Origin of the sequence: Bacillus sp. 22-7 (assembly GCF_010628845.1) — a bacterium.
In the GTDB taxonomy this organism is placed as follows: domain Bacteria; phylum Bacillota; class Bacilli; order Bacillales; family Cytobacillaceae; genus Cytobacillus; species Cytobacillus firmus_B.
In genome coordinates, this window is the sequence record NZ_NJQY01000006.1 from 314,693 (window position 1) to 337,054 (window position 22,362).

General features: G+C 42.0%; 17 protein-coding genes. 3 read left to right on the top strand and 14 right to left on the bottom strand.

Going from position 1 to position 22,362, the window contains the following annotated elements; genetic code table 11:
* Nucleotides 1-17 precede the first annotated feature (17 nt).
* The 7 genes from CE058_RS05380 to CE058_RS05410 form a co-directional block, all read right to left on the bottom strand.
* Nucleotides 18-1,499 carry an APC family permease gene (locus CE058_RS05380; protein WP_163140850.1) on the bottom strand — a complete coding sequence of 494 codons (1,482 nt, stop codon included), beginning with the start codon at nt 1,497-1,499 and terminating at the stop codon, nt 18-20.
* A gap of 144 nt (nt 1,500-1,643) precedes the next feature.
* On the bottom strand, nt 1,644-3,308 hold the full coding sequence (locus CE058_RS05385; protein WP_163140853.1) for an amidohydrolase: 1,665 nt from the start codon (nt 3,306-3,308) through the stop codon (nt 1,644-1,646).
* A gap of 15 nt (nt 3,309-3,323) precedes the next feature.
* The gene (locus CE058_RS05390) at nt 3,324-4,784 is read right to left on the bottom strand and encodes a sodium:solute symporter family protein (RefSeq protein ID WP_163140856.1); all 1,461 of its coding nucleotides are present in this window, start codon (nt 4,782-4,784) and stop codon (nt 3,324-3,326) included.
* A gap of 258 nt (nt 4,785-5,042) precedes the next feature.
* Nucleotides 5,043-6,812, bottom strand: coding sequence for a sulfoacetaldehyde acetyltransferase (xsc, locus tag CE058_RS05395; RefSeq protein ID WP_163140859.1), 1,770 nt, complete (start codon nt 6,810-6,812; stop codon nt 5,043-5,045).
* 91 nt (nt 6,813-6,903) lie between these two features.
* Entirely contained in the window at nt 6,904-8,265 is a 1,362-nt protein-coding gene (locus tag CE058_RS05400) for an aspartate aminotransferase family protein (RefSeq protein ID WP_163140862.1), read from the bottom strand.
* A gap of 63 nt (nt 8,266-8,328) precedes the next feature.
* On the bottom strand, nt 8,329-9,462 hold the full coding sequence (gene ald / locus CE058_RS05405; RefSeq protein ID WP_163140865.1) for an alanine dehydrogenase: 1,134 nt from the start codon (nt 9,460-9,462) through the stop codon (nt 8,329-8,331).
* A gap of 195 nt (nt 9,463-9,657) precedes the next feature.
* On the bottom strand, nt 9,658-10,383 hold the full coding sequence (locus CE058_RS05410) for a GntR family transcriptional regulator (protein WP_163140868.1): 726 nt from the start codon (nt 10,381-10,383) through the stop codon (nt 9,658-9,660).
* Between the two features lie 212 nt (nt 10,384-10,595).
* Between CE058_RS05410 and CE058_RS05415 the strand changes: the two genes are divergently transcribed.
* Nucleotides 10,596-11,048 (top strand): nucleoside deaminase, encoded by a 453-nt coding sequence (locus tag CE058_RS05415; RefSeq protein WP_163140878.1) that lies wholly within the window; start codon nt 10,596-10,598, stop codon nt 11,046-11,048.
* Nucleotides 11,049-11,488: 440 nt separating this feature from the next.
* Here CE058_RS05415 and CE058_RS05420 read toward each other — a convergent pair whose 3' ends face one another.
* Both CE058_RS05420 and CE058_RS05425 read right to left on the bottom strand, forming a co-directional pair.
* Entirely contained in the window at nt 11,489-11,725 is a 237-nt protein-coding gene (locus CE058_RS05420) for a hypothetical protein (protein WP_048011856.1), read from the bottom strand.
* Between the two features lie 66 nt (nt 11,726-11,791).
* Nucleotides 11,792-12,412: a YitT family protein gene (locus CE058_RS05425; RefSeq protein WP_163140881.1), complete on the bottom strand. Its 621-nt coding sequence runs from the start codon at nt 12,410-12,412 to the stop codon at nt 11,792-11,794.
* A 249-nt stretch (nt 12,413-12,661) separates the two neighbouring features.
* On the opposite strand from CE058_RS05425, the gene CE058_RS05430 reads away from it, so the two are divergent.
* Nucleotides 12,662-13,306 carry a 2OG-Fe(II) oxygenase gene (locus CE058_RS05430; protein WP_163140884.1) on the top strand — a complete coding sequence of 215 codons (645 nt, stop codon included), beginning with the start codon at nt 12,662-12,664 and terminating at the stop codon, nt 13,304-13,306.
* Nucleotides 13,307-13,626: 320 nt separating this feature from the next.
* On the opposite strand, the gene CE058_RS05435 is transcribed toward CE058_RS05430, so the two are convergent.
* On the bottom strand, nt 13,627-15,117 hold the full coding sequence (locus CE058_RS05435; protein ID WP_048011853.1) for a flavin monoamine oxidase family protein: 1,491 nt from the start codon (nt 15,115-15,117) through the stop codon (nt 13,627-13,629).
* A 257-nt stretch (nt 15,118-15,374) separates the two neighbouring features.
* Here CE058_RS05435 and CE058_RS05440 point away from each other — a divergent pair, with 257 nt between their 5' ends.
* A complete protein-coding gene (locus CE058_RS05440) occupies nt 15,375-19,031 on the top strand; it encodes a polysaccharide deacetylase family protein (RefSeq protein ID WP_053071404.1) in 3,657 nt (1,218 codons plus the stop codon).
* Between the two features lie 61 nt (nt 19,032-19,092).
* Here the strand turns inward: CE058_RS05440 and CE058_RS05445 are convergent, their stop codons facing one another.
* The 4 genes from CE058_RS05445 to CE058_RS05460 all read right to left on the bottom strand — a co-directional run bounded on the left by CE058_RS05445 (nt 19,093) and on the right by CE058_RS05460 (nt 22,237).
* Complete coding sequence (locus CE058_RS05445) at nt 19,093-19,704, bottom strand: hypothetical protein (RefSeq protein WP_163140886.1); 612 nt, start codon at nt 19,702-19,704, stop codon at nt 19,093-19,095.
* A 162-nt stretch (nt 19,705-19,866) separates the two neighbouring features.
* Nucleotides 19,867-20,373, bottom strand: a complete 507-nt coding sequence (locus CE058_RS05450) for a DUF3189 family protein (protein ID WP_163140889.1) — start codon at nt 20,371-20,373, stop codon at nt 19,867-19,869.
* Nucleotides 20,370-20,666 carry a hypothetical protein gene (locus tag CE058_RS05455; protein ID WP_048011850.1) on the bottom strand — a complete coding sequence of 99 codons (297 nt, stop codon included), beginning with the start codon at nt 20,664-20,666 and terminating at the stop codon, nt 20,370-20,372. The genes CE058_RS05450 and CE058_RS05455 overlap by 4 nt, the downstream gene beginning before the upstream one ends.
* A gap of 134 nt (nt 20,667-20,800) precedes the next feature.
* A complete protein-coding gene (locus CE058_RS05460) occupies nt 20,801-22,237 on the bottom strand; it encodes a glycoside hydrolase family 1 protein (RefSeq protein WP_163140892.1) in 1,437 nt (478 codons plus the stop codon).
* Between the last annotated feature and the right edge of the window lie 125 nt (nt 22,238-22,362).

Here is a 22,362-nt window from a genome sequence, read left to right on the forward strand (position 1 = left end):
CTCTGAGCTTTTGTCAATTAAGCGTCAATTTTAATATTAACCTGGCTATCAGTCTTATCTTCCATCCCATTTGCATCTGTACTGCCTAAAATATAATAATCAAGTGTACTTTTAGGTATTTGATTGTATTCTTTCCTTTTATATAGATAGAATGCTAATCCTAATACTGTCCAAACGATTAAGGCGATCAGCGAAGGTGCTCCAAGTGCAGATGGGGACCCGGGAACGAGCAGCAAGCCAAGAAATGCAAGTCCGCTTAGTGCTCCTATCAGAGCAACCAGTTTTTTGCCTGGTGAGACCATTTTTCCATCGCCTGCTTCTGTCCAGCTGAATAGCTTATAGGCTGTGTAACAAGTATAAAAGTAGGCAATGGTTACTCCCGTTGCTGACATGTCAACAATCCATAACAGGACGGGACGCCCAAACCACGGAGCAAACAGGCACAGGGCACATGTGAACAGAATCCCCACATAAGGGGTGCCATGCTTCGAGTGAAGCCTGGAAAAAGCTTTAGGAACTACTTTAGCTCTCCCCATCGCAAACAATAAACGGCTGGAAGATACATAGAATCCGTTAAGCCCTGTGAAAACACCCATACAAAGGGAGATTGCCAGCAGAAGTACTCCGAAGGCACCTAACGTATCAGAAATGACATCACCTGTCCCCCAAATCGGCTTTCCGGCAACAAGGTTTTGCCATGGCATTGCCACTGCTGTTGCAATAATCATGAAGGAGTACAGAGCACAAGCTACAATTAACGAATATATGATAAGCTTAAATGCCTTTTTGGGAGGAAAATCAAACTCTTCAGCTGCCTGCGGGATATTATCAAACCCTACATATGCCCAAGGAGCAATCGCAATGATTGCGATGATTCCAGTCAGGGCAGGAATCCCCGGTTTAAAGAAAGGCTGAAGATTTGACAGATTTGAAGATGGGCTTAGTATCATGCTGATGGTGAGCAGAAACACACCGGCAACGAGGATAATACAAAATATATATTGGAGACTGCCAGAAATGGAAGCACCCTTTATATTAAAATAGGCAAAGATCAGAAGTGCTGCAGTCGCAATCACTACTTCACCTAAATATACCTGCCAGCCGCCTATTTCATATAACAATCCGATATTTGTCAGCGATGGAAGCATAAACTTACCGAGCAAGGCCAATGCAGACGCATTCAGGGCGACAATACAAATATAGCCAAGAGTCAGAAACCATCCGCAAATAAAGGCATGTTTCCTCCCAAATCCGATGTATGCATAAGCAAACTCACCGCCGGAAACAGGATACTTTTCAATTAAAACCCCGTAGCTGACGGCAATCACCATCATTAACAAAGCACCAATGGTTAATCCGATCACCGCACCGATCGGCCCTGCTTTCCCCATCCATTCAGCCGGCAGAATAAAGGCTCCCCATCCAATGGCAGAACCAAGCGCGATAGCCCACACCCATTGCGGCTTAAACGTTTTTTCCAGCTGTACCCTTTCTTCCATGTTTTCCCCTCCATTATTAAGGCTTCTCTCAAATCTATTAAGGATTGCTTAATCTTGTTGAGCTAATGCCTTATCCTTAAATTGGAGCAAAAAGCTGACCCCTGCTTTTGCTTCAGTATTGAGGATTTTTTGAATAGCGGTTTTCTATGAATGAGTGTAAGCTTTTTCTGTATTCTCCCACACAACCTTACCGGAAATAATGGTCGCCAATATAGGAATATCCTTTAATTCCATTGCTGGACAAGTAAGAGGGTCGGCATCCAGGACAACAAAATCTCCTCTTTTTCCTTCTTCAATGGTGCCTGCGGAATCTTCTTCAAAGTTCAGAGCTGCCCCGTAAGACGTCATCGCTTTTAAAGCATCCAAAACATCAATTTTCTGATCAGCACCAAGAACATCCCCTTCTAAAGTGATGCGGTTCACAGCCGCCCATATGGAAAACAGGGGCGAAATGGGAGTAATTGGGCAATCAGAATGCAGTGTGAACAGCAAATTGCGGTCAACTGCATCAGCCAAAGGATTAATTCTTGCCGCTCTCTTCTCACCGAGGAATATCCTGCGGTGCCGATCTCCCCAAAAATAAACATGATTGATGAAAAAGGAAGCAGCCACACCTAATCTTTGCATGACATCAAGGTCATCACTGCCTGCAGTCTGTACATGTTCAATGCGATGCCTGTGGTCTTCCATCGGACTTTTTGACAGAACATAATCGAAGGCCTCAAGGATAGATTCGATTGCCCGATCTCCGTTTCCATGAATCGCAATCCTAAACCCTCTATTATGGAGATCCAGCATTTCTTCTGCAAATTTGTTTTGATCATGCAAGAGTTCACCGTATACAGATTCATCAGAATGATAAGGTTCGCGGAGTGCACCTGTAAGTCCCTGGATGGATCCATCCTGAAATAATTTAGCACTATCCAGAGAAACTCTGTTTTTAGTTCGTCTCTTTAATTCAAGGTCCAGCTGATCGGCAGTATAACCGGAAAAAGCACTGCCATCTCTTAAAAGATGATGCAGGATCATTAGCCGCATATTCATCGGATTCTTCCCTGAATTAATGGCCGCTATATGCGCATTTAATTCTTCTATTCCTCTGTCAAGGCCCACGCCGGCATCTGTACATGTGGTGATCCCCTTAGACAGGTACACCTTTGCCGCATTCTCTATATTTTTAATTTGTTCATCGCTTGACGGGGAAGGCAGGAATGGAAAAATAAATTCCAGAGCGGGAATTTCGTGAATGACACCGTCCAGCCTTCCATTATTATCGCGTGTAAAGTACCCGCCATGCGGATTCGAAATGCTTTCATCGATTCCAGCCATTTCAAGAGCTTTGGAATTGGCAGCACCAAAGTGTCCGGAAATATGCCGGATAAAAACGGGATTGTTCGGAGCTGCATGATCTAAATCACACCTGTCCGGATGCCTTTTATCCTCCAGGAGGGTATCATCATACCCCCACCCCATGACCCATTCTCCAGGTTTCGCCTTACCCGCCCTTTCTGCTATCTCTCGCTTTATATCACCAATGTTTTTATTCCGCGGGGATCTGCAATCAACATAATTCAGCATTTGCCCGTACATTAATAAATGACTATGTGTGTCAATAAACCCCGGAAGCAGCGTGGCTCCTTTTAAATCCTTGATCTCGACATCAAGACTATTTGGAATTTCCGAACGGTCCGGTTCGGTTTTATCCCAAATTTTTTCGATGATGCCATTCCTGACAAGCAATGATTTTGCCTTAGTGTTTTGTTGATCAAACGTAATAATATTTGCATTTTTTATGATAAGGATACTCACCCTTATCCCTCCTTATTAGACAGCCTTGTTTTCTGCTGAATTGATATCGTTTATCTTTCTTTTTGCTGAAGGGAGGTCTTCCCAGTAAACAGCCTTTACATTTTCTGATGGTGAATGTTTTGTCCAGAAACTAATTATGACAAGCGAACAAAAGGACATGATAAAGCCAGGTATGGTCTGATCGATTCCTGAATGGAGAAGAGGCCATAGAATGGTCGTGAAGCAGGCCAGGAGCATGCTCGAAATGACAGCGGTGTTGGTTGTCCTCCTCCAGAACATAATGGCCAGAAACGGAAATACAAGAGTTGTTGCTGACAGCCTGAGTGCCCATTGATACATACTGACAATATCTGTTAATGCAAAGGCGACTAACAGTGATAATACCGATATAATCACTACACTCAAGCGGGAAACAAACATCATTTGCTTTTCTGTTGCATTGGGATTTAATAGCCGGTGATACAAATCCTGAGTAATATTAGAGCTTCCTTGTAAAATGAAGGAGTCTGCACCTGTCATAAGTGCTGATAGGAGTCCGATTAGAATAATGCCTCCAATATATGGAGGAAGCATTTCCACGGTTACATAGGAGAAAATTAAATCTGGGTGAATATCGGCTGGCACAAATTGCCTTGCCATAATTCCTATACTATATGGAAGCACAGAAATGCATAAAGTAATGGCATAACCGGTCAGGCCTGCTTTAATGGCAATATCTTCTGTCTTAGAAGCAAAAATCCGCTGCCATGTGGATTGCCAAACTAAGTAGAACGGAGCCACAGAAAGGGCAAAAAGCAGTACATCCCCAAGGCCATTCGCCCCAAGCGGTGTTAAAAAATTTTTCGGCGTGCTGCTGAGAATGTGCTCCATTCCTCCGCCAAATTGCAGGGCTGCATATGCGAGCATTACAATCCCTACAATTAGGATCACGCTTTGAATGGCATCCGTTACAATTGTCGCTACTAAGCCGCCTAAAATCGTAAAGCCGAGGATCAGAATGAAAGAAAGCACAATTCCCGTTTTCACGTTCATATTAAAAGCAATGCTGAATACGGTACTCATCCCTACAATCTGCAGGGCAGTTGTGGGAACAGAATATATGAAAGCAGATAACACGGATGGAATGATACCGGTTTTTGATCCAAACCTTTCACTAAAAAGGTCCGCAAGTGTATATAATCTCTGTCTTCTTAATGGACGGCTAAAAAAGAAGATCAAGAGCATACTGACAAGCATGGCTGGTAAGGCAAATTTAAAAAATCCAGATACGCCCATTGTGAATCCCATTCCAATCCAGCCAATAAAAACGGCAGCACCGCAATTCGTGCTGATGATGGTTCCGACAATATTCCAAAAACCCATATTCCAGCCTGCAATCAAATAACTGTCAGAGGTTTTAATTTTTGTAAAATAATAGATTCCAATTGCGAACATGAATATGAAATACGCTAAAATATATCCAAAATACCAGCTCATCGACTGCCTCCTTTTTCTTAATATTCTGTAAATTATTGACAGCAATACATTGAACATCTTCAACTCAATTCGATATATCGGTCAACTTTACTATTTATTGGTCAATTTTTATTTTTATCGGCTGCTTTTCCACTATAGCGGTCAGTTCGCGTCATAACAATTTTCTCATATCAGCACTAAACTGCCATTCTCCAAAAAACGCAACTATCTTTTAAAAAGGAGCTTAATCAAAAATCAATTAAGCTCCTTCTATTTTACCTACCAGTTTTTATGATCAAGGTGAGCATATTTCGGCAGAAGACGAGTCGGCATCTTTAACGCATCCTTGCGGAAAGGAGGTGCCAATTGCGTGCCATCCACCTGAATATCAATAACTGTCGGTTTATTGGATTCTATTGCCCGGCGAATAGCTGGCCCAACATCCTCAGGTTTATCCACACTAATTCCCTGTGCCCCCATGGACCTTGCAACCTCTGCAAAGTCAGGATTCTGGATATCCGCTCCTACAAAGCGATTATTATAAAAATCTACTTGGTTTTTCTTCTCCGCACACCAGGCATTGTTATTAAAAACACATGCAACTACTGGAATGTTCTCCTCAACCGCCGTACTTACTTCATGCAGGCTCATTCCCCATGCACCATCCCCTACGATGGCTACTACAGGGCTATTCGGATTTGCAAGCTTTGCACCTAATGCTGACGGATAGGCAAAGCCTGTATTCCCAAATGTTAAGGCTGCAACATGCTTGCGGCCGGAATTGAATTTTAAATAGGCATTTGCAGTGGAAGATACATTCCCGATATCTGTAGTTACAATTGCGTTTTCCGGAAGGACCTTTGTAAGCTCAAGGAGTGCCCTGCGCGGATTGATAGGATTTCCATCCACCATTGCCAGATCGACAAGCTCTTTTTCCCATTGCTCTTTCTCATTTGCCACTCTTGCCATTCTCTCAGAATTGAATTGCTTATTTGGCACTTTTTCTTTTAGCCGTTTGGCGATTTCAACTGAAGCTGCTTTTGCATCTCCAATGATCCCGATCTCTACTGGATGGGTCCTCGCGATATTGCGGGGATTGATATCGATTTGAATAATCTTTGCGTTTTTCGGAAAGTAATCAATGTCATAGCATGGCAATGTTCCAAATACAGATAATCTGGTGCCGATAGCGAGCACCACATCTGCATCCTTTAATGTGTTCATAGCTGCTTTTGACCCCATATACCCAATAGGTCCTACCGCTAAAGGTTCATTTGCCGGGAAAGCATCATTATGCATATAGGAAACAGCTACAGGAATCGTCAAGTGATCGGCAATTTCCTTCACAGCCTCTATACCATCTGAATCCACTGTCCCCCTGCCGGAAATGATCACAGGATTTTTGGCAGATGCAAGCAATTCCACAGCCTGATCAATCTGTTCTAATGATCCGCAGCCCCTATTATCCACACGATACTGATGAGGTTCTAGGATTACATCTTCCACTTCCCCATAAAAATAGTCCCGCGGAATATCAAATAACACTGGACCTCTCTCTGCATAAGCAATTCTAAAGGCAGTCCTCAGGCAATCCGCCACCCGTCCCGGATGTGTGACCCGAACGGTTTCCTTTGTAATCGCTTTAAAGACTGAAACCTGATCGCATTCCTGGAAACCGTCCCATCCGACGGTCGGTGTTCCTGCTGAAGGAGAAATGACAACCATAGGTGTATGAGCCTGATTTGCAGCTGCAACAGACGTTACCATATTCGTGATTCCTGGCCCATTCTGGCCAATTACTACCCCGGCAACTCCGCTTACCCGGGTATAGGCATCTTCCATGTGGGCTGCGCTTTGCTCATGCCTCACGCCGATGAATCGGATCCCGGCAGTTGGAAGCAAGTCTAATAGATCCATGAAAGCTGACCCCAAAATCCCGGAAATATGTTTGACACCTTCCTTCACTAATGTTTCTACAATAGCCTCACTTGGTGTCATTTTCACCTTTCTTGTTTTGATTTCTGCTAGTTCTTTTTCTGCTTTTGCCATTACGGGCACTCCCTTTCCGATTAATGAAATTTCGTATATTTAAATGGATAGGAGCCCTGTCGAAAGAGCCCTAAACCAGATTCAACTTTGTCTAAATTCCCTTAATTACACTTTCAACAGTCTCAACAACAAATCTTAAATCTTCTTCTGTAGATGAAAGCGGCGGAGCTATAATAAGGACATTATTGAAACCAGGCACAGTATCACCGTTTCTTCCAATAATCAGGCCTTTTTCTTTACATAGTGAAATGACCTTTGCCATTAATTGATCAGATGCCGGCTGCTTCGTTTCCTTGTCTTCAACCATTTCAATGCCATACAAGAAACCGACGCTTCTGACTTCGCCTACATTTTTATGAAACTGAAGCTCTTTTAAGCTGCCTAAAATGCTTTCACCCAGCATCTCTACCCTGCTGACAATATTCTCTCTTTCTATGATTTCGATATTTTTCAATGCTACTGCACAGCTTGCCGGATGTCCTCCATAGGTTGAGACATGGCGGAAATGGTTATCTGTACCCTGCTCCTTAAACTTCTCATAAATTCTGGAATGAACTGCCGTAGCCCCAAGCGGAAGATAGCCGCTGGTCAACCCTTTAGCCATCGTTACGATATCAGGCTGAACACCATCCGAATGCATAAATCCAAACATTTTGCCCGTTCGCCCGAATCCGGATACAACCTCATCCATTATCAGCAGGACATCATGTTTTTTGCAGATTTGTGCCACCCTCTGCAGATATTCAGGAGATGGGATAATAACACCACCGCCTGAAATGAAAGGCTCCATTATGACCGCAGCAACCGTTTCGGCACCTTCCCATTGGATGACCTGGTCAATCATGTCAGCTGCAACTTTATCGCAATCCTTCACATCCTCCCCGAATGGACAGCGATAGCTGTAAGGAGGCGGAACATGCAGGAATCCCGGCATGCCAGGATCGTATTTCACTCTCCTGTTAGCCTGTGCAGTAGCACTTAATGCACCTAAAGTTGAACCGTGATAGGCACGGTAGCGCGAAATAAATTTGTATTTACCGGGATTGCCATTCTGATTATGATACTGCCTAGCTATTTTGAATGCGGTTTCATTTGCTTCCGAACCGCTATTTGAGAAAAAGGTTTTATAGGAGTCCCCCAGCAATTCACTAATTTTTGCAGATAACTGGATGGCTGGTGCATGGCTTAAAGTCAGAGGGAAATACGACAGCTTCATCATTTGCTCCGCAGCGGCCTCGGCAATTTCTTTCCTGCCATGTCCAAGGTTCAGACACCAAAGACCGGATACACCATCCAAATATCGATTGCCGTCCATATCAGTAAACCAGGAGCCTTCACCTGATTGGGCAATCATTGGACTGCTTCCTTCTGTATGCCGGCTCATCGCATGCCATAAGTGTTTCTGATCCTGATCCGTTAACTTTTTGTGATCATTTAGTTCTACTGTAGACATATTGCTTGCCTCCTTCTATTAAGTAAAGATTCAGGTTTGCATTGTGTCTCCTCTAATGGGTAATCACGTTGCAGTTGGAATTTTGTGTGTTAATTCATGGGTGGGGGTATACGGGTAGTTATGCGCCTCTGCAACTTTCTGATGAGTGACGTTTCCATTCATGGTATTGACTCCTTTTTCAAGAAAAGGATACTTTAAAATAGAATTTTCAATCCCTGTATTAGCGAGCATTAAGGCATATGGTGCTGTAGTATTGGAGAGGGCATAGGTGGAAGTTCTTGCTACAGCGCCCGGAATGTTTGGAACCGCATAATGCAAAACACCATGCTTTACATATGTTGGAGAATCATGTGAGGTAATATGATCAATGGTTTCAATTGAACCGCCCTGATCAATGGCAACATCAATAATGACCGAATTCTTCTCCATTTGCATAACCATTTCTTCGGTTACTAACTGAGGTGCTTTTGCACCGGGGATGAGAACAGCCCCTATCACTAAATCGGCACGTTTTACTTCCTGGGCGATATTGAACGGATTTGACATGACCGTCCTTACCCTGCCAGAAAAAAGATCGTCCAGCTGGCGGAGTCTTTCTGCGCTTATGTCGATGATGCTAACATCTGCACCAAGGCCAACTGCCATTTTTGCGGCATTTGTCCCAACAACTCCACCGCCAATAATCACCACTTTTCCAGGCTTCACACCAGGAACCCCGCCTAATAGGACACCTTTTCCCCCATGAATCTTTTCAAGAAATTGAGCTCCAAGCTGGACAGACATCCTTCCGGCAACTTCGCTCATAGGGGTTAGAAGAGGCAATGATTTGTTATCCAGCTGAATGGTCTCATAAGCAATTGAGGTAACTTCTTTTTCTACTAAAGCCTTTGTCAATTCAGGTTCAGCTGCAAGATGCAAGTAAGTAAAGAGAATTAATCCTTTTCGAAAATATCGGTATTCATTTGGCTGCGGCTCTTTAACCTTCATGACCATATCCGCAGACCAGGCCTCTTTTGCACTTGAAACAACCTTTGCACCAGCTTTTTCATATTCCTGGTCAGAGATGCCGCTTCCTGCACCTGCACCCTTCTCAATCCAGACCGCATGGCCGGCATTAACAAATGCAGAAACACTTGCCGGCACAACGGAAACCCGGTTTTCATTATTCTTTACTTCCTTTGGCACACCAATAATCATGTCATCACTCCATCCTGCAAAATAAAAAAATCTCAAACTATCTCGTCATGACGTCATGTCGTCCGTACCAGTTGTTTTATGACTAGCCTCAGTTGTAATTAAAACACAACCTTTATGCATTTTCAATATTTTCTAAAAATTTTATATTATCGGAATTATTAATAGATATTATTGCAAAATTGAATAACAGTACATTTATGTATAATTCTTTGATAGTTTTATTCTAAATGAATACATATCCGAGCGAAAAAAAGCAGAATAGTATTCTATTAAGTTTCCATTTATATCTGATAATAACCGTTCTATATGAAGCACACTTAAGGAGCATGGAACACCCAGCAGATCGGCTTCTTCTTTAGATAAATAAGTACTTGTAATAATCTGTTCGGCTTCTGCAAACCTTAAGTTCAAACTTTGCTCGAGAAGATCATACAATGTTCCCTTTTCAATATCATATTGGGCGAGGTTTTCACCAATTTCTACAGGATAGTACTGATTTTCAAGTGCCAATGGCTTATCGTTTGCATAGCGAATACGCTTTATAAAGTATGCCTCTGTAAGCCCGCTGGCCTCCACAATTTCTTTTGCTGGAACAACAATCCCATTGTCAAGTAATTTTGAATCGGGCTTCATCCCCATTTTATTAATCACTTCTGTTGTACTGGTAATATTCCCAAGCCATTCCTCAATCGGTTTCTTTGAAATAAAAGTGCCCTTTCCGTGGACTTTCTTTAGCACACCCTCGTTTACTAGATGGGAAACTGCCTCTCTCACAGTGCTTCTGCTTACTTTATAGGTATCCATCAGTTCTCTTTCGCTTGGAATTTTCTCATTGAAAGAACGATTGTCTATTAGCTCCTGCAGCTTATTCTTTAGTTGTATGTGAAGCGGAATAGGACTTTTGGAATCTAACTCTGTCATAATGGATGCCTCCTTTATTTTCTCTAAATGGAAAATGTATAATTAATTATATAGATTACCTGAATGAATATCCATCCTTTTACAGCAGCTGATGTGCGTATTTAAAAGTTTAGCTATTTGCAGGCTGTAAAAGTCAGCAGATGATTTGGAAAACTGACGGAAAAATGGTATTAGTTTAAACAGAGGCAATTAAATAAAAAGGATGATTAGAAATGAATCACTTCATGAAACGGGCTATTGAACTGGCCATTAACAATGTAAAAGAAGGAGGCCAGCCCTTCGGTGCCGTTCTGGTGAAAGATCAGGATATCATTGCTGAGGGCGTGAATGAATTGCATAAAAAGCATGATGTAAGCGGGCATGCGGAATTGCTGGCAATCCGGCGGGCACAGGAGCAGTTTCATACGAATGATTTAGCCGGATTTACCATGTATGCAAGCGGAGAACCCTGCCCGATGTGTTTAACTGCCATTTATTTCGCAGGCATCGATAAGGTGTACTATTGCCAATCAGTCGAGGATGCTTCTATTGCAGGTTTAGGCAAGTCTAAAATGATTTATGAGGATTTAAAAAACGCTAAAGATGACAGGGGACTAAAATTGGTTCAAATGCCATTAAATGAGGATCAAGACAATCCAATGAAGCTTTGGAAAGAACACATTTAACACTTAGCCTCCCTTCTCAAAGCAGACGGGAGGCCGAGTGTTTTTTCAAATACTGGTCACCCCTTAATATTCTCATTCATCCTGCTCATCTATTTGCAGGTTTGACTGGTCTATTTGCAAGGTTTACTCATCTATTTGCAAGTTGCTGGTCTATTTGCAAGTTTGCTCATCTATTTGCAGGTTTGCTCATCTATTTGCAAGTTTGACTGGTCTATTTGCAAGTTTGCTCATCTATTTGCAAGTTTGACTGTTCTATTTGCAAGTTTAAACACATCATTCTTAAAGTTTCATGCATAATGACTAATGCTCAGCGGAAATTGTTCCATCTTTTTTACTTCGCTGTTTCACTAATATGTTCATCCAGTTCCCCCTCACTTGCAAATACAATTGTATTTACAAGTGTTGTTTGCAAAAAAAAATAGAGGTTCACTTTCGTGCCTCTATTTTAGTCCTATTCTATTTTTCACATCATCTCTAATGAGCCCGACCATCTCTTCAGACAAGTTCGCTGGAAGCGACGAGCCATCATTAAATACCCAGGCGTTGATCACCTCAAGATCCGCTTTTTTAAATGTGATGCTATAAGTATTGTGTTCATGAAGAAATTCTGCCGTCACATATTCTTCCCCATCAAATTCATCATCCACAATCATTCCTGTTATTTCGTAAGGATACACTCTACTATCTCCTTTAGCTTTTTATAGCTTAGGATGCATCGGGCCCCTCAAATTATTCGAATATGTTTAAGTTTTCATTAAAATGGTATCTATGGTTTTATAAGCAACCAAAAATGTGGCAAGGGAGTATGCCGCTTCGGTGAGTCCGAATAAAAAAACCGAACTTCCAAAAAGCAGGGTATTCATGATCAAAATGCATTGCCCGATGGTGAACGGCAGGCGCTCGCTGAATAATATCGCTAAAACCTCTGTACCATCCAGGCAGGCTCCGAACCGGATAATGAGCCCCACTCCCGTACCGAGCAAAAGTCCTCCAATGATAATGATCAGCAGGGGATGGTTAGTCACTTCCTCAAAGGGAGCCAATATGTATGTTTCCCCTGCCAGTACGGAACTGGCAAACAGGCTTAACACCAAAAATCTTCCTCCTAAAAAGAAAAAGCCTGCCGCTAAAAACGGGAGATTCAACAGCAGGATCAAGGCACCTACATCTACATGAAAAACATGTGAAAGGAGAATGCTCAATCCGACAATGCCACCGTCAATGACATAATTTTTCACAAGGAATAATTGCAGGGATACAGCCACAAGTGTTGCCCCTAATATGATAATCAGCCCATTTTTAAATGCGGAAAAAGTGCCGTTTCGACTCTGACCTAAATAGTTTGGAACTCTATTTCTATACACCGTCCATCTCCTTTTGTTCAGTCTGGCTTATGTATTGAAATATATTCCGTCAAATCAATAAAATGCGGATGCTTTCTTTTAAATTTTTAATGGTTTTCCAGAAAAAAAAAGATAGAATTCCTTCATATCAGAGTGTAAAATAAATTCAGCCAGCTGAAAAACTGGTATAGGAAACACAAAAAGAAATACGTCAAGCAGCACTAAAATATATTGAATTTTCAGAAAACTAAATAAAAGAGGTTGATGTACATGGCAATGGATGCATCTATTAAGGAACAAACGATTTTTGATCATGCTGGAAATAAAATTATTACAGAGGATCGGGAAATTCATATAATCGCTAAATTCGCAGAACCATTAATTGTGGTACTGGGAAATGTTTTGAGCGATGAAGAATGTGACCAGCTGATTCAGCAGTCAAAAGATCGCATGCAGCGTTCAAAAGTTGCCAACTCTCTTGAAGTGGATGAACTGAGAACCAGCAGCAGTACGTTTTTCGAGGAAGGGGAAAATGAACTTGTCGCCAGAATTGAAAAAAGAGTATCCCAAATCATGAACATTCCAGTTGAGCATGGTGAAGGGCTGCAAATTCTTAATTATAAAATAGGCCAGGAATATAAAGCACACTTTGACTTTTTCTCTTCAACCAGCAAAGCAGCAAGCAACCCGAGAATCAGCACGCTTGTCATGTACCTGAATGATGTGGAACAGGGCGGGGAAACGTATTTCCCAAAGCTTAACCTCTCCGTATCACCACAAAAAGGCATGGCCGTGTACTTCGAATATTTTTACAATGACCAGAACTTAAACGATCTGACCCTTCATGGCGGAGCACCTGTTGTCATTGGTGATAAATGGGCTGCCACACAGTGGATGAGAAGAAAGAAACTATGAAAAAACGCTTGGGAAATTTATTCCCAAGCGCCTTTCTTTAAAACCACAGTCTCTTATGATAGTCATAATCAGAGGTATCGAAATTCTCTTCCCCTTCTATATTGGGGGCACACTCTTCACAAGGTCCTTCCTGCTGGCCATGTTCACATTGCTCCATTAAAAGTTCCACCTGAACGCATCCCCTTTCCTATCTGATACTTCAATTATAATTGAAAGCGTTTACACCTGTCTTGTACAATTTGTTGGAAAATCGTTAAAAAGTGCCTATCCAATGGCACTTTTTAACGTCAAAAACAGACATCTCTGTCGCATTTTAGCCTTTAAGACCACTTATAATAGCCCCTTGGCAAATCGGTCACTTCACTTGCAGCCCTTATGCCTGATTGAATCGCTCCTTCTATCCAGCCCGGGGCTGTGGAAGTATGTTCCCCGGCGAAATGAACTCTTCCCTCAGGAACAGGAATAGACGGGTACAGCTCTGTTTCCTGGCTCGGCTTGAACATGGAGAAGGCTCCGCCCGAAAAAGGGTACTGCGACCAGCTATGGGAAGCTCCTGTTAAGAAATGCTCATAAACCTGATTGCCATGAACAACAGCCAAATTGTCAAGTGCATTCCGGATCCGGTCACCTTCCTTAAGGTTATCCCAGGATAACGTATCATCTTCCCATGTATAGCTTGCCATAATAACTCCGGAACCTGAAGATCCGATCAGATGGCTCGGATAGGCAGCGAATCGAATGGGCAGATCTGTCATCAGCTTCCCTCCCTGCAGTCCTTCTCGTTCCCAGAATCGCTTCTTGAACTGAAGCCCGATTTTCGTGGACGAAACATAATGAAGTTCCCGAATGGCTTTCCATTTATTATGGGAAAATGAATGCCGGGGAACGACTTCAACGAAGGAGAGCAAAGAAAAAGGAATCGTGATAATGGCCAAATCACCAGTTACGGCCAAAGGTCTTTGGCTCAAGGTATGTCTGGCATGAATGGTAACCTGCTGAAGATCCTGTTCTATTTTTGTCATCTGATAACCGAAATAAAGATCTTCTTTTAACTGAGGCAAAAAAGCGTTTGGAAGCTTGTCATTGCCTCCCTCTATTTCATAAAAATGAATGTCCGGACTGAATAAAGGAAGCAGCTCCCTCAGAATGGCCGGAAAGCTCAGCTCCGGAAACCCTTCCAGGCCCAGCAGAACCTTAATGCTTTCAAGGGCTCCAGGCGATAGGCTGGGCCCCACTGGATTATATCTGAGAAAAAAACTCATGGGATACCTATCAAACTCTCTAACTACGGTATTCCAATTTTGTGCGGGGTTTTGGTTAATAAAATCTGCAACCGGCTTTATTGCCATCATGAGCAGTTCTTCGGCTGTCTTTCCTTTTTCATGCGGTGCAACCGGGTAGCCCAGCATATCCGGATTCTTCTTATAGGCAGTTCGATTGGTTTTTATTCCATTGGCAAAGATCAGGTCCTGGGGTGTTGTGTTCCTGAATTCATTTACTTTTAAACGGAACTTTTTAATATACTCAAGGACTAATGGATGAATATGAGGAATTCGCATGGCGCCCACATCCAGGTACAAATCGTCCATGAACGGCTCTCTCATCGTAAAAATCCTGCCGCCAACCCTTTGTGTTGCTTCTAACACCGTTACATCATGACCGGCATCCTTCAGCAGTGAAGCAGCCACCAGCCCGGACATACCGGCTCCGACAACAATAATTTTCTTCTGAACCTGTGAAATGCCGAGTCCGTTTCTGATGATAGAAAGCATTTCTTCTGGTGATAACTGCGGATCCCGATAAAAGGCCATTCAGATTCTCCTTCCGGCAATCTGTCACAAATAGCTATTACTTCATCATAATGCGGGACAGCTTTACAATATGCTTCTTTTATGATTAACCAGTTTTACCAATAAAAAAATCAGCGAAAATTTTATCCTACCCCCAAAACCCAGGAATGAAAGCCTAAATTTTTGTTGATGGTCATTTTTAGTAGAATTAATGAAGGGTTGGGAGTACAGGCGTCCCCCTCTTACATAATTAACATTACATCTTGGGAGGAATAAATTTGGATCGTTTTTTCAGGTGGGTTGTCAGATCCCTGTTTGCCCCTGTCTCTGGTACCGCAGGAGCAATCGCAAGTACTATGGGCTTTTTTCTGGCATTTTTACCTTTGGATAGTTACAGAGTTTCATTGTTGTTTGCTTGTTCACTGATTCTGCGCCTTAATATTATTGCCTTGTTCCTGGGCTCTCTGATTACTGTTTTTATCCCATACATACATAAGCTGCCTTACATGGATTTTGGCCCATTAGACGATTTCTGGCTGATTTCAAATCTTAAAAGCGGAATATTATCTTCCGATTCAGTTGTTTCAGGTATTTTAGGAGGGATTGTTGGACTTGTCTGCTATTTTTTCTTCCACTGGTTTTATAATCTGGGGCTGAAAACAAATGATGGAAAACAGGAATCTATATTTCTTGATCCAGCTAAACGGCGCTGGTCTCTAATCAAACGAATGACTGCAGGCTTCGTTCTATTAATCGCAGTGATATCAGCATTTTTTATTGAGAGCCTTAATACGGCTCCCAAGGTACCTGCATTGAATCTGGAGCAGCACACTTCAAGCCAACAAATAGAGCCGATTGACACACCCTTCCATGAAAAGGATACGGCATCTCGGGCTCTGGAAACAAACTCTGCTGCCAAAATTCCAGAAAATCAAGATCAAGAAGTGTATGGATTCTATGTCAATTGGGACGAGAATAGTAAAATATCTTTCAATAAAAATAAAGAGTCTATTACTACCTTGGTACCTGAATGGATGCAGGTTACACCAGATCTAAAGGTCAAGTCCTCAATTGACCCATCCATTGTAAAAGAAGCTAAAGAACATCAAATCAAGGTTTTGCCATTAGTAAATAATTACATAGACGGCAAATGGAATTCAGATGTTCTGCATAGGTTATTCACTGTTCCAGGGGCTGAAGATCGCTTTATTGAAGAAATGATTTTTTATGTGAAAGCAAATAACTTCGACGGGATTAATATTGACTTCGAAGCCGTTAAACCTTCTGACAGGGATCATTTTACACAATTCATGAGTAAGGTGTACAAAGCCTTTCATAAGGTAGATTTAATGGTGACATTGGATGTTCCGCCGAACGATGAAAGCTATGATTATGCCTCTTTGGCTAAATACGCTGACCGCGTCATTGTGATGCTCTATGACCAGCATTATGCCATGAGCGAACCAGGACCTGTCGCTCAAACACATTGGGTAAAGGAGAACCTGAACCAAATTGATATTCCCTCCGAAAAGCTGATTGCAGGCCTGGGTACATATGGCTACAACTGGGAAGAAAATTCAAGTGAACCCGCAGCTGAAATGACGTTTGGGGATATCATGAAGATGGGCAGAGAAGCGAACCTACATATCAATTGGAGTATGGAAGCTGGAAACCCATACTTAAGATACAAACAGAATGGAAAAAATCACACTGTCTGGTTTTTGGATGCTGCCACTTTTTATAACCAGATGAACCTAGCGCTAAATAGCGGTTCTACCGGGATTGCCATATGGCGGCTCGGTTCTGAGGATCCTTCGATTTGGAGTTTTCTTAGCAAGACTAATGAAGCCAAAAAACCATCTCAAGTGCTTAGTACCTTTGATAGTCATTTTGGAGCCCTTCATACTGGCAGCGGCGAGATATTAAAAATCGCTTCAGAAACAGAAAAAGGAGGACGGACAATAGAAATGGATTCGAATGGAATGATCAAAAACGAATCCTATGTCCAATATCCGAAGCCATTTGAAGTAATCCGCCATGGAAAATCAAGTAAAAAAGAAGTCGTCCTTACGTTTGATGACGGTCCTGATCCAGCCTACACTCCAGAAATACTGGATATATTGAACAGGTATCAGGTGAAAGGCACTTTTTTTGTCGTAGGGGAAAATGCGCTGATGCATCCTCAGCTTGTTAAAAGAATTTATGATGAGGGGCATGAAATTGGAAACCATACCTTTACACATCCAGATATTACATCCATCACACCTTCTCGTTTGCGGATGGAACTAAATGCAACACAACGCTTAATTCAAGGCATAACCGGCCATTCTATGACTCTTTTTCGGCCACCTTACATTGCAGATACGGAGCTTAGTACAAAACAAGAGCAGCTTCCTGTTTTGGAAGCCCAGAAACTTGGCTATACCATGGTGGGCCAATCCATTGACCCTGGAGATTGGCAAGGAGCCACAGTTGATGATCTTGTAAATCAAACATTGGATCAGCTGTCAGAAGGAAATGTCATTTTGCTTCATGATGCCGGCGGTGACCGCTCCAAAACAGTTGAGGCCCTTCCGATTATTATTGAAACACTTAAAGGCCGCGGCTATACATTTTCAACTACTGCCGGCTTAATTGGGAAAAGTGACAGTGAGATCATGCCTTTTGCTGATCAGGAAAACCCTTATTCTGTATATGATAGTGCCGTTTTTAAAATCCTTAAAAACTGGAATACCGGCATCAGCTTTTTGTTTTATTCAGCCATCCTTTTAGGAATTTTGCGTCTGATTTTTCTTGTTTTCCTGTCCAGGAAACAGGTTAAGAGGTATAAAGAGACAAAGCTTGACCCTGGATTTACTCCATATGTCAGTGTAGTCATTGCTGCTTATAATGAGGAAAAGGTCATCTGCAAAACTATAGATTCTATTTTAACCAGTGACTATTCTGCTTTTGAAATACTGGTTATTGATGATGGCTCAAAGGATCATACGGCCCGTGCCGTTGAGGAAGCTTTTGCAGACAATTCCCGCGTCAGATTAATTAAAAAGGCCAATGGCGGAAAATCTTCAGCTGTAAACCTTGGATTCAAGGAAGCTAAGGGAGAGATCGTGGTTGCTTTAGATGCCGATACTCTCATAGCAGAAAATGCTATTTCACTGCTTGTCAGCCATTTTAAAGATGACCAGGTGGCTGCTGTGTCAGGTAATGTCAAGGTTGGCAATAAAGGGAATCTCCTGACGAACTGGCAGCATATTGAATATGTTACAGGCTTTAACCTGGAAAGGAGAGCCTTCGCCGCTCTCAACTGTATTACTGTAGTACCAGGTGCAATCGGTGCATGGAAAAAGTCTGCGGTTGAAGAAGCAGGATACTTTAGCGAGGATACACTTGCAGAGGATACGGATATCACACTTGCCCTATTGCGCAATGGAAAGAAAATTGAATTCGAAGAAAAGGCCTATGCTTATACTGAAGTGCCGGAAGATATTAAAAGCCTGGCAAAACAGCGCTACCGGTGGGTATATGGGACTCTTCAATGCCTTTGGAAACACAGGGAGGCTTTATTTAACAGGAAACATCAGTCATTAGGATATGTAGCACTTCCAAACATGTGGCTTTTTCAATATGTTTATCAAACGATTTCTCCCATTGCAGATCTTTTGTTTATCTTAGCCCTTTTCAGCACAAAGCCTGAAAAAGCGGCCATTGGATTTGTTCTATTTTACTTGATGGATTTCTTTACCTCCTTATATGCTTTTAGGCTGGAAAAAGAAAATCCTAAACCATTGGCCTCATTGTTTTTACAGCGAATTTTATATAAACAGCTGATGACCTATGTGGTGGTAAAATCGATTTTCTCCGCCATAAAAGGAGTAACTGTCGGCTGGAATAAACTAAAGCGTAAAGGCAGTGTGACACAAGATAATCCGCTATAAACTAAAAGGCCTTTCCCAATTCCGGGAGAGGCCTTTTAAATTCTAAATGATCTTTATGATTTTATAAGTTCTTCCCATTGCTGTCTTTGTTTTCATTTCCTTTTTCCACTCGTCTGCTCTCAGCTTTTTCTTTAGCGGTCTGGGAAACCTGCTGTCCATGGTTGAGAACTTTTTCAGCAGGACTTGCTGTACTATTCCCTTCGTTGCCAGAGGCAGGTGCTTGGGAATCTTTTGGGCTGGTCACAGGCTTCGCAGGTTCACTTGTTGTCTTATTTCCTGAAGACGCAGAAGCAGGCTCTGGAGCTGAAGGCTTTTTGGCTGATACAGACTCCGTTTTAATCACTGGTTTTGCTGCAGGTTTCCGGCTCGATAATTCGGTATCCGTTTGCACAGCAGCTATCGCCTTATTGCTCTCTCCCTTTTTGGGGGATTTTGCAGAAGAAGGAGTATTTTCCTCCGTTTTTTGTTTCACCTTATTTTTTACAGACACTGTTTTTGTTTCAGCCTTATTGTCAAGTTGTCTGTATCCTTCAGATTTCTTTTGAATACCTGTTAAAACAGATGAATTTTCCGCTGAAAAAAGTTCAGTTGCTTTCAAAATGCCATTGGCAGCAGAAAACGTTATAGCCCCTGCTATTACCATGACTAGGGCTCCCTTAGCTGGTGATTTCATAATTTTCTCCTCAAGACTAGTTATTAATTATATTCAAAGTATTCGAAGGAGAATCCATATATTATGGGGGTATAAATTAGTTACTATCATAATTTGCTTACTTCTAAATCTGTACATCACCCCGTATAAGAAAAGAACCATCTTAAATTTAAGATTCTTTTCTTATGCCTGGAACTTTTTATTATCAATTTTTACTATCGCAGCATCTGAGCCGGCAGCAGTCTTTTTTGTTTCATTCACGAGGTCAAGAATATTTCCGCTGCACTGCTGGGCTCCTTTTATCAAAAGCGGTGTTCCTAATGGACCCATTTTCAGGCCGTGGGCTAAGAATCCACCGATTGACATAATGACCGGAACAGCAGGTGAAGTATTAGAGAGGATGATCTTCTCGTGAATTTCTTTACGGTTATTTAATAATAGGCAAAAGTGATGCAGAGTTTCAATTGTCAGTTTGGAAGACCTTCTTCCCAGAGTATATACCGGATGATCCTCTTCATCTGTACCATGAAAAATAAGAGTTCCTGCATCTTTCTTTGTCAATTTATTAAAAAATGGCACCTGAATGACTTCTTCTTTTTTGAGTTTGCGATTCTGAATGATTTTCAGATGGTATGCTGCTGCAAGGGAAGTTGTATGAGTTCCTCCAAAATCATGATAGATATAGATCAATTTTTACTTCCTCCTTCACCAGTCTCCCGAAAGGCGAGAATTTGAGTCTTTAAGGAAGAAAACAATCCTGCGGCCGCATTTCCATAAAAAAAACCCATAAAAATGCCAGCCCACAGATTATTCCTGTGTGCAAAGAATACCGAGATGATGAGTCCCAGGAGATTAGCCAGCCCTGGAACATATGGCTTGGGTATTTTAAAGAGCATCTTGCCCAGCTGGGTCAGCAGAACCACTAATGGCACTGCGATTATGGCATCCCAGAAGTTCGTATGAATGATCGGAAATGCTTCCATTTTAGCACCTCAGCAATATTATTTTCGTTGCTTGTCCATATCTTGCTCCAATCAGATATTTTCATTAGTTAATGTCTCCTAACCAGCCTTTAATAAACAAATAAAGGCTGCCCCCAGGCAGCCAGTCAAGTTTGCTATAGTTTTTCACCGTTTGACTTGATCACATCTTTATACCAATAAAAAGACTTTTTCTTTTTCCGCATCAATGTTCCGGTTCCGTCATCATGCTTATCCACATAAATATAGCCATAGCGTTTTGAAAACTCGCCTGTTGACATGCTGACCATATCGATGCAGCCCCAGCTTGTGTATCCCATTAGCTCGACGCCATCTTCTATTGCTTCACCCATTGCTTTTATATGCTCGCGAAGATACTCAATCCGGTAGCCGTCATGGATGCTGCCATCCTCTTCTTCCTTGTCATAGGCCCCTAGTCCATTTTCTACGACAAATAGCGGTTTCTGATAGCGGTCATATAACTTATTCAAGCTGATCCGCAAACCTTCAGGGTCGATTTCCCAGCCCCAGTCACTTGTTTCCAGGAACGGATTCCTTACCCCGCCAATGATGTTCCCCTCTGACGAATCTGCATCTGTTTTAACCTTCTTTTCTGTGCGGGACATATAATAGCTGAAGCCAATATAATCAACAGTGCCGTCCTTTAACAAATCCAGGTCGCCTTCCTGTATGTCCAGGCTGATATGATGTTCCCTAAAGTATCTTTTAATAAAAGCCGGATACTCCCCGCGCACCTGTACATCACCACAAAAGTAATTGAATAGCTGCTCTTCCTGCAGAGCATACATGACATTTTCCGGGTTGCTGTCATAGGCATACACAGGCGCAAATAAAATCATGCAGCCAATGTTTGAGTCAGGAATAATCTCATGGCATGCCTTTACCGCGATTGCGCTTGCGACCAATTGATGGTGATAGGCCTGGAAGGTCGGCTGGTATTTATCTTCTTCACTTTGATAGGAAAAGCCGAGCCCATTAATCGGCATGACCAACCCGCTATTGATTTCATTAAAAGTCATCCAGTACTTTACTTTATCTTTATACCGGCTCAAAACCGCTTTAGCGTACCTCTCGAAAAAGGTTACAACTTTACGGTTTCTCCATCCGCCATACTCTTTTACTAAATGAAGAGGCATTTCATAATGGGAAATCGTTACAACCGGCTCAATTCCATATTTCTGCAATTCATCAAAAACACGATCATAAAAAGCAAGCCCTTCTTCATTTGGCTCCGTCTCATCGCCATTCGGAAAAATACGGGTCCAGGCAATCGACATGCGGAATGCCTTGAAGCCCATTTCGGCAAATAAGGCAATATCTTCTTCATATCGATGGTAGAAATCGATTGCTTCATGATTGGGATAATAAAATTGATCCTCATGAATTTCGAAGTCAAACCCAGGCTTCATTAAAATATTGTATCGCTCTTTTCCTCCGGGAAGGACATCCGCAATATTCAAGCCTTTATTCCCTTCCTTATATCCACCTTCAATTTGGTTCGCTGCAGTGGCGCCGCCCCACAAAAAATCTTTAGGAAAATCGTAGTTTTTCAATTCATACCCTCCAATACCTGCTATTTTTATTATTCGTTTAAATGGAGTTTTTATATTACCCAAAAAAGAATATAGAAGAAGCTTAAATCGAGGCAAACGGTATGTAAATAATTAGAGTTAATTAA

Coding starts and splice junctions, on each gene's coding strand:
- CE058_RS05445 (WP_163140886.1), bottom strand. CDS start 19,704: ATGAAATCACCAGCTAAGGGAGCCCTAGTCATGGTAATAGCAGGGGCT.
- xsc (WP_163140859.1), bottom strand. CDS start 6,812: ATGGCAAAAGCAGAAAAAGAACTAGCAGAAATCAAAACAAGAAAGGTG.
- CE058_RS05455 (WP_048011850.1), bottom strand. CDS start 20,666: ATGGAAGCATTTCCGATCATTCATACGAACTTCTGGGATGCCATAATC.
- CE058_RS05415 (WP_163140878.1), top strand. CDS start 10,596: ATGAATCACTTCATGAAACGGGCTATTGAACTGGCCATTAACAATGTA.
- CE058_RS05410 (WP_163140868.1), bottom strand. CDS start 10,383: ATGACAGAGTTAGATTCCAAAAGTCCTATTCCGCTTCACATACAACTA.
- CE058_RS05400 (WP_163140862.1), bottom strand. CDS start 8,265: ATGTCTACAGTAGAACTAAATGATCACAAAAAGTTAACGGATCAGGAT.
- CE058_RS05390 (WP_163140856.1), bottom strand. CDS start 4,784: ATGAGCTGGTATTTTGGATATATTTTAGCGTATTTCATATTCATGTTC.
- CE058_RS05380 (WP_163140850.1), bottom strand. CDS start 1,499: ATGGAAGAAAGGGTACAGCTGGAAAAAACGTTTAAGCCGCAATGGGTG.
- ald (WP_163140865.1), bottom strand. CDS start 9,462: ATGATTATTGGTGTGCCAAAGGAAGTAAAGAATAATGAAAACCGGGTT.
- CE058_RS05430 (WP_163140884.1), top strand. CDS start 12,662: ATGGCAATGGATGCATCTATTAAGGAACAAACGATTTTTGATCATGCT.
- CE058_RS05435 (WP_048011853.1), bottom strand. CDS start 15,117: ATGGCCTTTTATCGGGATCCGCAGTTATCACCAGAAGAAATGCTTTCT.